Below are 9,697 nucleotides of genomic sequence, written 5' to 3' on the forward strand. Positions count from 1 at the left end.
CGTTTTTTGCATCAGGCGTCGTTCGGTACGGGTTATTGGTGCTATGATCGGCATCGCTCAGTCCGGTTGGTGATAGGGTTGGTTTGGCGATTGATCAGATCGCACAATCCGGGCTGAGTTCCCTCGAAGTGATCTACTATTCCGAACAGCTATTTAGTATTGTGAATGGTTTTCTGCATCAGACGTCGTTCACTACGTGGGATTGGAGCTCTGATCGGCATCGTTCAGTCCGGTTGGTGATTTGCGATGTTTAGCGATTTATGAGATCGCACAATCCGCTCTGAGTTCCCTTAAAGAGATCTACTATTCGGAACAGCTATTTAGGGTTGCTACAAGCCCTAGGCAAAAAAACAAACCCTAAATATATTACATTGGATCAATTACCCCCTAAAAAAGTATTATTATTAACATTTAAATTATCCCAATAAATACCACCACTATCAAAATACCCAACATATGTGGGGGTCTTTTTGTAGAACGAGCTATTATTCGACCATCTCAAAGCCGAATAACCAGCCATTATTCGATGCCCAACCCATCGTTCATCAATTAATTTAAACCCACTGGGCTTGTTAAGTAACAACAGGCTTCCCATGAATTTTATCCATTCCGAACCATTAATGAGCCGACTTCCATATGCATGAAATGATCTACCGCTATTATATATATAGAAGCCCATCCCCCAATTATAGGATAATTCCCTTAAAGGCATAGGATCTATTATCCCTCTTTCCACCTTTCCAAAGTCAATAAGAGGAATATGCAAGTCCCTTCCAAAATCTTGAACGGAGGAGTGAATCGCAACTTCCTCTCCCTCTTTTAACTCTGAGAAAGCATTAAAGAGAAAATACTCATTTAGCTGAACAAATGGAATTGTTTGATAGGTTCTTTTATCTATAAAAGACTGTGGAACATAGATATACTTGCTAAAGATCAATGATGCATTATCAGACAAAACTCCTGAACTTAAAGAATTATTCAATAAATGACGAACCCACGAGAATGGATGTCTATTAAATTTAACATTGAAGTTTTGTCCGTATGTATTCATACTATTTTACCTTTATTCCTCTTAACATTTGATACATATCCATGGAGTATACATCTGTCATACCTGACACAAAATCAATAATAAGATGAGCTCTCAAGTTCCATTCTTTTTCTTTATCAAGAATTTTTAGCTTCTCTAAAAAACTGATGTCACTGTATTTTTCGTCATTCGTTGGAATATCTAACACTGATGTTTTGTAGGCATCAACATGTTTTCTCGGCAATCTATTGAAAAGTCTCCGTTCAATGTGAAGATCCATTTTAGCTATCTCAGCATTATCCTTAACAACTAAATAAGCAAATTTTTCTTTACTAATGGCAAGCAATTTGGTGTATTCAAATAATATCCCTTTTATAATTGAAAATCCTGACAACTCCATACACTCAGCCTCTGATGAGGTAAATAAATTATTAGATGTAAAATCTTTTAATATTTTCAAAAGACAATATTCAAACGTTTCTTTAGCTATTAAAACCTTGCTCCTTTTAAGGCTTGTAAAATCATAATAGTTCTCAACAAAATTCTGTGATGCTCGCTCTACTAATATATTAGAGAGTTTAGTTTTAAACGACAAAAAATTACTAATCGGGTTTTTATGGCTACTTTTTAAGTTGCCGATCAAAACCTCACATAAATTAGCATCATCTGGAAAATCGTGTTTTAAATCATTAAGGCGATTAACAGTAAAGTTTTTAAATTCTTCGACAGATATTATTTTTTTCTCAATACCATCTTCAATATCGCTAATGCAATAAGATATATCATCAGAAGCTTCCATGAGATACCCTAAAGGATGCCTAGTATGCTTTGGAATTTTTACTTTTTCCCATACATCCTGAATGATTTTTTTTTCTGTTGAAAAATAACCGATTTTCTTACTGAATGGTTTTTCTTTATCAAGAGTTTCAGGGCAATATGTATATTTTAAAAATGACGCTAACTGAGTATATGTTAGATTTAATCCATAATAACCATCCTCACCTTGCAAACGAGTAATAACACGAAAACCTTGAGGATTACCATCAAATCTCTTGAAATCATCTAACAAATAATCACATTGATTTTTATAATCGCCTTCCAAATTTAAAGATTCTTTCAAAGCCGAGGTTAGTTCATCTGAGCAACCCCATTTTTGGATGGCCGCTTCACCAAAATGCCCAAAAGGAGGATTCCCTACATCATGCATGAGACATGCTATTTCAACTATATTCGATAATGCCAGACTGTTTTCAGTCCAAAAATCTTTATCCTCTTTGTTGATATGTTTCGAATTAATCAATTTCGACATCACTTGAGTAACAATATATCTTCCGATATGAGAAACTTCTATAGAGTGTGTTAAACGTGAGCGAACTGATGAGTTACTCTCTAAAGAAAAAACTTGCGCCTTTTGTTGAAGACGTCTAAATGCGGCAGAATATATAAACCTTGCACGATCACTTTGAGTGGCTGACAAGAAAGAATCATGTTCAGCTCCTGATTTTCTACGTCGTTCATATGAAATCATATTTTGCACTTTTTTCTCCAGAAGTAATATTATTTAAATAGAAACAAAAGCAACGATTAACAACCACTACTATAATATACCAAATTAAAATAAAATCAATTAATTTAACAAATGAATGATTTGTATGGAGTTACATAAAATTAAATAAACACAAGGTGTAGTGGAATGGAAAAACCAGCGCGAGTTAAGTGCTAGATCCGTCATAAAACACCTTATGCAACCCAAAAAAAATAAAAAAACTTTTAGAGCTATTAAAAAAAACCAGAATAAATAACAAATTGAATACGATAAAAAAATGATCGATACGATTGACAAACTACGACCTTAAAAATTAAATTAAATTAAATTAAAATAAACTTTATATTAATCATGGTGTTTTCCTTTACACCGCTCGCAATATCCTTTACTGCCCCTTAAGTTGTTACTTGTTTTTTAAGACAAAAAACCAAAGTTAAGCGTTCATGTTATTACTCCCCTTTTATTAATAGTTAATAAAAATAAACACCAACACTCCTGCACGTACCATTCATATGGTACTTAGGGTAGGGGATTATGATTCGTTAATTTTCGCTCAATCAATAACTTCTTATATGAGTAACTTGTAAATATAGCAGGTATCCACAATCTGTTAATAACTTTCTTATTAATGCTACAATTAAGTTCAATCTTGATTACTCGATAAAAAGTATCGACATGACAACGATTTCTCTGAGCAGATGTTGACCCAAGAAAAAAATATTGATTCATCGAAACAATGACCTTCTTTGCTTTGAATCAAGCTGAATTGAGTAAACCTACATAGGATTCCTACCTCAAACTGGTAGTATCCGATCCCACTTTTTGCTAATGCCAGAAGAGTTAAGGCGTAAATTCGCTTTCCGAATGAAAGGCATGCGGCAGCTAAAGGATTAACCCTGCTGTTGAAAATGCTAGTTGTCAACTTCAACCTTGATAAGGGCGATGTTGCAGTACTTTCTAGCAAAAATGAAGTGGCGCTGTACATCTCTTAAGCGAACGGAATCAGCGCGGGAAATAGTGCTTGACCCGTTACGGGCGTATCCCTATAGTAGCGCTCCGTTAGCCGGTGAGGCTGGCGGAAAAACTGTGGTGAGGTGTCCGAGTGGCTGAAGGAGCACGCCTGGAAAGTGTGTATACGGCAACGTATCGAGGGTTCGAACCCCTCTCTCACCACCATCATTCTGAAGAAAAGTCTGAACTGCGGTTCAGACTTTTTTTTTGCCCAAAAAATGTGATCTGCCGCACAAACTGACCAGCGCACCCCGCTCCGCTTCCCTTATCTTACCCGCCACTTCCTTTGACAATCGCCGCTGGCGACGCGAGAACACTATGAACGAAACCACCCAACTGCTTAAAAGCCACCGCAGCGATCGCAGCTACCTGTCTAAGCCGATCGATGACGCGGTGCTGGACGACATTGTCGAATCCGCCTGGCTGGCCCCGACCTCGGTGAACTCCCAGCAGGTCTCCCTGGTGGTGGTGCGCGACCCGGCGACCCGCGCGAAGATAGCTGAACTGGCCGGCGGCCAGGCGTGGATTGCCCAGGCACCGGTGTTTATCACCTTTGTACTGGATATGCATAAAAGCCAGCTGGCGATCGAAGCCGAAGGCAAACAGCAGATTGCCCACCAGAGCCTGGAGAGCCTGATTTCCGGTTCTACCGACGTCGGCATTGCGCTGGCGACGGTAATGGCGGCGGCGCGTTCGCACGGCCTCGGCGTGGTGCCGATCGGCGGCATCCGCCGCGATCCGCAGGCGCTGATTGAACTGCTGGAACTGCCGGAGCTGACCTTCCCGGTGGCGGGCGTGGTGCTCGGCTATATCGATACCCCGGCGCTGCAGAAGCCGCGCATGTCGCTGGCCGGTTTCCGCCATGAAGAGCGCTACGACGCGCAGCATCTGCCGGAGGTGATTAAGGCCTATAACCAGGTGCTGGTGCGTCACTGGCAGGAGAGCGGACGCGCAGATGGCGATAACTGGGGGGTCAATACCGCCAGCTACTATCAGCATATCTACTTCCCGCAGGTGCGCGGCGCGGTGCTGCAGCAGGGCTTTGGCATCGATAAGTAAGCGGCGCCTGGCGCTACGGCATAAAGCAGAAAATAAAAAGCCCGGTGCAGATGCACCGGGCCGGGTAGTTCACAATGGGGATTAACTGTAAGCCAGCAGCGTCCGCTGGCACAGTTCCGAACGCACGCAGTCCTGGGTACCGAAGCGGACGATGCCGATCATCTCGTCTTCTTCAAAGCGCGCCAGCGCATCGCTGAGGCCCGATTTGACGTGCGACGGCAGGTCACACTGGGTGATATCGCCGTTAACGATCACCGTGACGTTCTCGCCAAGGCGGGTCAGGAACATTTTCATCTGTGCGGCGGTGACGTTCTGCGCCTCATCAAGGATCACCACGGCATTTTCAAAAGTGCGCCCGCGCATATAGGCGAATGGCGCAATCTCCACCTTGCCGATTTCCGGCCGCAGGCAGTACTGCATAAAGGAAGAGCCAAGACGTTTAACCAGAACGTCGTAAACCGGACGGAAGTACGGGGCAAATTTCTCGGAGATATCGCCAGGCAGGAAACCGAGGTCTTCATCGGCCTGCAGAACGGGACGGGTGACGATAATCCGCTCAACGTCCTTGTGGATCAGGGCTTCGGCCGCTTTAGCGGCGCTGATCCAGGTCTTACCACAGCCGGCTTCACCGGTGGCGAAGATCAGCTGTTTGTGTTCTATGGCGTGGAGATAGTGCGCCTGAGCTTCATTTCTGGCTTCAATCGGCGAATGGTCGCGGGTGTCGCGTGCCATGCCAATCGAGTCCAGCCCGCCCATCTGCACCAGCGAGGTGACCGACTCTTCTTCGCGCTGACGGTGACTGCGTGAATCACTACGAAGCACACGTTTGGCTTCACGACGCGCTTTGATCACTGCTTTCTGTCTTCCCATAGTGGCACCTTACAGTTGGTTTCATTTCCCGCATCAGCAACGGCGATGCGATTACGTGAACGCTTTAGAGGTCTTGGCTTCCTGTTAAGCCGGTTACTGCCATTAATTGACGAGGACGAGGGGCGATTGCCCGTTGCCTGGTGGAAAGCATTGCATCAGATAAAAATCGGAGTGTAAGGAAGTAAAAGAGCGAAGTGAGAGGGAGGCCAGCACAACTACCGGCGTTGTGTTTCAGAGTGTAACCATTATGTCCGTAGAAGGACGTTACCATTCGCGACTCCTGTGTGGGACTTAAACACATTCAGACTACCGCTGTGAATAAAGTGCAACAAAACTGAGTGCGAATGCAACAATAAATTTACCCGGAGAGAATAAAAAACCGCCTGGCAAATAAGCCACGGCGGTTAGTTTTAACACAACACATATAAATCAAAAGGTTAGTTATTTTAACGGCAATATGAACCTTTTAAGACAACGCCGGAAATAGCGCCTGAACCTGCCGGAGTGGCGCAATAATCGCCTATTCATCACGCTTCAAGCAGCGACTGCCCGAGGTAATGCCGGGCGTCCGCCACCCCCGGTAGCACAAAGAAATAGCCGCCGCCAATCGGCCTGATATATTCTTCCAGCGCCTCACCGTTTAATCTCTTTTGCACCGCGAGGAAGCCTTTCTCCAGGTCGTGCTGATAACAGACAAACAGTAATCCCATATCCAGCTGCCCGCTGTTCGACACCCCCAGCGAATAGCTGTAGCCGCGCCGCAGCATCAGGCTGCTTTGCGTTTCCGCCGTGCGCGGGTTGGCCAGCCGGATATGTGCGTCCAGCGGGATCACGTCGCCGTCCGGGTCAGCAACGTAGTCCGGCACGTCGTGTTCTTTTGTCATCCCTAACGGTGCACCGCTGAGCTTTTCGCGGCCAAAGATGGTCTGCTGCTCGCGCAGCGGCGTGCGGTCCCAGAACTCGACGTGGAACTGAATGATGCGCGCCGCCTGATAGCTGCCGCCCACCGCCCAGGCCGGTTCCCCCTGCCCTGCGGTGACCCACAGGATGTTGTTCATCAGCGCGGCGTCCGCCGAATCCGGGTTAGCCGTGCCGTCTTTAAAGCCCAGCAGGTTGATCGGCGTCTCTTTACCCTGGCTGCGCGCGGCGTGATCGGAGATAAACCCCTCGCGCCGCCAGCGCACGCTGAGCAGGTCCGGCGTGTGCTTGATAATATCGCGCAGCGCGTGGATCACCGTGTCGTTGGTATTGGCGCAGATCTGCAACAGCAGGTCGCCGTGGCACAGCGCCGCGTCCAGCGCGTCGTTCGGGAAACGGGTCATGCGCTGCAGTTTCAGCGGCTGCTGCCCCTGCAGGCCAAAGCGTTCATCAAACAGCGACGAGCCGACCGACAGGGTAATGGTCAGGTTATCCGGGAAGATATCCTCGCCCAGAATGCCGGAGTCCAGCGGCGGCAGCTGCGGATTGGTCACCGCCGGTGCTTTACCGCCGGTGGTCAGAAAGGCAATGCGCCGGGTCAGCAGCGCCAGCAGGCGCTGCAGGTCGGCTTTGTCGCTGGCCAGCACGTCAAACGCCACCAGCATCATCGCCGCCTGCTGCGGCGTGATGATGCCGGCCTGGTGCGGGCCGTAAAACGGCTGCCGCTGCTGACGCGCCGCCGGCGATAACGCGCCCGGTGAAAACGAATTTTCAGCCGGTGCGGCATGGACCGGGCAGCCGCCGGCCGCGGCGAGGGCACCGCCAAGGATGCCCATGCCCTTCAGTAAACGACGACGCGTGGCCGAAGCCGGCGCGTCCAGTGGTTTTGCCATAATCGGTTAGTCCAGGCCCAGGGTGCCACGCAGCAGCGCCAGATCCTCAGCCAGGCTGGTAACAGGACCTTTTAAGGCGGTGCGGTCGGCATCGGTCAGTTTTTCGTAAGATTCAAAGCCGTCTTTGGTGCGGTACTTAGCCAGAATGGTATCCACCTTCTTAAAGTTACCGTCCACTTTTGCCAGCAGTTCCGGGTTGGATTTCAGCAACAGCGGGCGCAGCAGATCGACGATCTTCTTCGCACCGTCAACGTTGGCCTGGAAGTCCCACAGGTCGGTACGGCTGTAGCGATCTTCTTCACCGGAGATCTTGCTTGAAGCGACCTCCTCAATCAGACCGGCTGCGCCACCCACCACTTTGCCCGGCGCGAAGGCCAGCTCGCTGATGCGGGTCTGCAGTTCGAGGGTATCTTTGTACAGCTGGTCGGCGAACGTATCCGCACCTTTTGTGGTGTTATCACCAAACAGGATTTTTTCCAGACGGTGGAAGCCGGTGAACTTCGGATCTTCTGCTTTCTTCTCGAAGTCATCCTCACGGGCGTCGATGCTGCCATCGAGGTCAGAGAACAGCTCGGCAATCGGCTCAATGCGCTCGTAGTGCTGGCGGGCTGGCGCGTACAGCGACTTCGCCTTCTCCAGATCGCCGGCTTTTACCGCGTCGGTAAAGGCTTTGGTGCCGGCTACCAGCTGAACCACTTCCCCGGTAACGTAGGCTTTGTATTCCGCGATCGGGCCGGCCAGCTGCAGCACGTCCTGCTTGCCGTTGCTGACTTTGGCTCCGGTGTCTTTGACGATCAGCCTGCCTTTCGGGTTGCTTAACAGGCCGCAGGTCATCTCATATTCGCCGGGCTGCAGGTTGGCGGTCAGCTTCTGGGTAAAGCCGGGCGCGATGTTCTCGCGCTCTTCCACCACCAGCACCCCTTTCAGGATCTCCCACTCCAGCCCTTTCGAACTGTTGTTTTTGATGATGAACTGCGTTTTACCGGCGTTAACGGTCAGCGACATCGGCTCACACTGCTTGTCGGTCACGCTGACGTTAACCTGCGGAACCGTCGCGGCCAGCGCAGCACCGGAGGAGGTCAGCGCGGCCAGCAGCGCGGCATTCAGAGCCTGACGGCGAAAAGTTTGAGTCATGAGTAAATCCCTGTCTGTTATGTGAGCCCGGCGCGGCGAGCGCCGGAAGAACTTAGCGCGACGTACGCGCCGGGTTAACCGCAGAGCGCGCTGGCAGCATAAACAGCAGCAGCGCCGGAATCAGATAGGCAAGCCACACCGCCACTTCGCTGACGCTCGGCGCTTCCTGATAGCCGAGCATGCCCTCCAGCAACGTGCCGAACACCGAGTGGGTGGAGAGATGGTTGCTGAAATCAAAGGCCACGTCCTGGAAGTGGTTCCACAGGCCCGCCTCGTGGAAGGCGCGAATAGCACCGGCCGCCAGACCGGCGGCCACGAAGATAATAAACAGGCTGGTCCACTTAAAGAACGCGGCCAGGTTAAGGCGCACGCCGCCCCAGTAGATCAGCATGCCCAGCACGATCGCGGTGGCAAGGCCGAGCATTGCCCCCAGCGGCGGCGCGTAACCGACATCCTGCTGGAAGGCGGCCAGCAGGAAAAACACCGACTCCAGCCCTTCACGCGCTACGGCCAGGAACACCATCATCACCAGCGCCCAGCCGCTGCTGTTGCCCTTATTAAGAGCGCTGTCTACCGCGTCTTCCAGCTGGGCCTTGACGTTGCGGGAGACTTTACGCATCCAGAACACCATCCAGGTGAGGATCACCACCGCCACCACCGCGACACCGCCCTCAAACAGCTCCTGCTCTTTCTGCGGGAACTCACCGGTGGTTTCATTAATAAACCAGCCCAGCGCCAGGCACAGTACGGCAGCCACCACCACACCCACCCACATTGCGCCGAACCAGCGGCTGCGCTGGGTGCGCTTCAGGTAGCTGGCGATCAGGCTGACGATCAGCGCGGCTTCCAGCCCTTCACGCAGCATAATCAGAAACGGGACAAACATGCGGGTACCCTCAAACTGTGAAATTAAGTCAGGTGCGGTAAAGAAAAGTAAAATCAGAACGATATCGATTATCATTATCGGCCTGCACAATTACAAGATGGCGGTGGGATATTTCGCAGGTCCGTGACGGCAGAATGATTAAGCAATTGTAACGCGGGGCAACTATGCGCTCAGAAACCAGGCGGGATGCCCAGCGCTATCGCTGAAATTTGAGGGCGAGCTCTAAAGATATCAGGGAGGTGTTGAGGGGGATGCGTTACTGAGCGTTGAGCGTTGAGCGTTGAGTGCTGAGTGCTGAGTGCTGAGTGCTGAGTGCTGAGTGCTGAGTGCTGAGTGCTGAGTGCTGAGTG

Annotated in this window: 7 protein-coding genes and 1 tRNA gene; 2 read left to right on the plus strand and 6 right to left on the minus strand. The window is 49.7% G+C overall.

Features of this window, described 5'->3' with window-relative positions; translation table 11 throughout:
• Positions 1–376: 376 nt before the first annotated feature.
• Positions 377–1,051, minus strand: coding sequence for a hypothetical protein (locus NV64_RS22025; protein ID WP_101506791.1), 675 nt, complete (start codon positions 1,049–1,051; stop codon positions 377–379).
• A gap of 1 nt (position 1,052) precedes the next feature.
• Positions 1,053–2,558 (minus strand): dGTPase, encoded by a 1,506-nt coding sequence (gene dgt, locus NV64_RS22030; RefSeq protein ID WP_101506795.1) that lies wholly within the window; start codon positions 2,556–2,558, stop codon positions 1,053–1,055.
• Between the two features lie 1,106 nt (positions 2,559–3,664).
• Between dgt and NV64_RS22035 the strand changes: the two genes are divergently transcribed.
• Positions 3,665–3,752, plus strand: a tRNA-Ser gene (locus NV64_RS22035).
• A gap of 153 nt (positions 3,753–3,905) precedes the next feature.
• The gene (locus NV64_RS22040) at positions 3,906–4,646 is read left to right on the plus strand and encodes a nitroreductase family protein (protein ID WP_101506792.1); all 741 of its coding nucleotides are present in this window, start codon (positions 3,906–3,908) and stop codon (positions 4,644–4,646) included.
• 81 nt (positions 4,647–4,727) lie between these two features.
• On the opposite strand, the gene phoH is transcribed toward NV64_RS22040, so the two are convergent.
• From phoH to efeU, 4 genes are all read right to left on the minus strand, one after another.
• Complete coding sequence (gene phoH / locus NV64_RS22045) at positions 4,728–5,516, minus strand: phosphate starvation-inducible protein PhoH (protein ID WP_056234139.1); 789 nt, start codon at positions 5,514–5,516, stop codon at positions 4,728–4,730.
• Positions 5,517–6,043: 527 nt separating this feature from the next.
• Positions 6,044–7,327: an iron uptake transporter deferrochelatase/peroxidase subunit gene (efeB, locus tag NV64_RS22050; RefSeq protein ID WP_101506793.1), complete on the minus strand. Its 1,284-nt coding sequence runs from the start codon at positions 7,325–7,327 to the stop codon at positions 6,044–6,046.
• A 6-nt stretch (positions 7,328–7,333) separates the two neighbouring features.
• The gene (gene efeO, locus NV64_RS22055; RefSeq protein ID WP_101506794.1) at positions 7,334–8,461 is read right to left on the minus strand and encodes an iron uptake system protein EfeO; all 1,128 of its coding nucleotides are present in this window, start codon (positions 8,459–8,461) and stop codon (positions 7,334–7,336) included.
• A 52-nt stretch (positions 8,462–8,513) separates the two neighbouring features.
• Positions 8,514–9,347 carry an iron uptake transporter permease EfeU gene (gene efeU, locus NV64_RS22060; protein WP_056234300.1) on the minus strand — a complete coding sequence of 278 codons (834 nt, stop codon included), beginning with the start codon at positions 9,345–9,347 and terminating at the stop codon, positions 8,514–8,516.
• Positions 9,348–9,697 lie beyond the last annotated feature (350 nt).

The sequence above is a fragment of the Erwinia sp. B116 genome, from assembly GCF_002865965.1.
Classification (GTDB): domain Bacteria; phylum Pseudomonadota; class Gammaproteobacteria; order Enterobacterales; family Enterobacteriaceae; genus Erwinia.

What these genes read in the sequence shown, in the direction of transcription:
- NV64_RS22025 (WP_101506791.1), bottom strand. Translation starts at nt 1,051, where the DNA reads ATGAATACATACGGACAAAACTTCAATGTTAAATTTAATAGACATCCA.
- dgt (WP_101506795.1), bottom strand. Translation starts at nt 2,558, where the DNA reads ATGATTTCATATGAACGACGTAGAAAATCAGGAGCTGAACATGATTCT.
- NV64_RS22040 (WP_101506792.1), top strand. Translation starts at nt 3,906, where the DNA reads ATGAACGAAACCACCCAACTGCTTAAAAGCCACCGCAGCGATCGCAGC.
- phoH (WP_056234139.1), bottom strand. Translation starts at nt 5,516, where the DNA reads ATGGGAAGACAGAAAGCAGTGATCAAAGCGCGTCGTGAAGCCAAACGT.
- efeB (WP_101506793.1), bottom strand. Translation starts at nt 7,327, where the DNA reads ATGGCAAAACCACTGGACGCGCCGGCTTCGGCCACGCGTCGTCGTTTA.
- efeO (WP_101506794.1), bottom strand. Translation starts at nt 8,461, where the DNA reads ATGACTCAAACTTTTCGCCGTCAGGCTCTGAATGCCGCGCTGCTGGCC.
- efeU (WP_056234300.1), bottom strand. Translation starts at nt 9,347, where the DNA reads ATGTTTGTCCCGTTTCTGATTATGCTGCGTGAAGGGCTGGAAGCCGCG.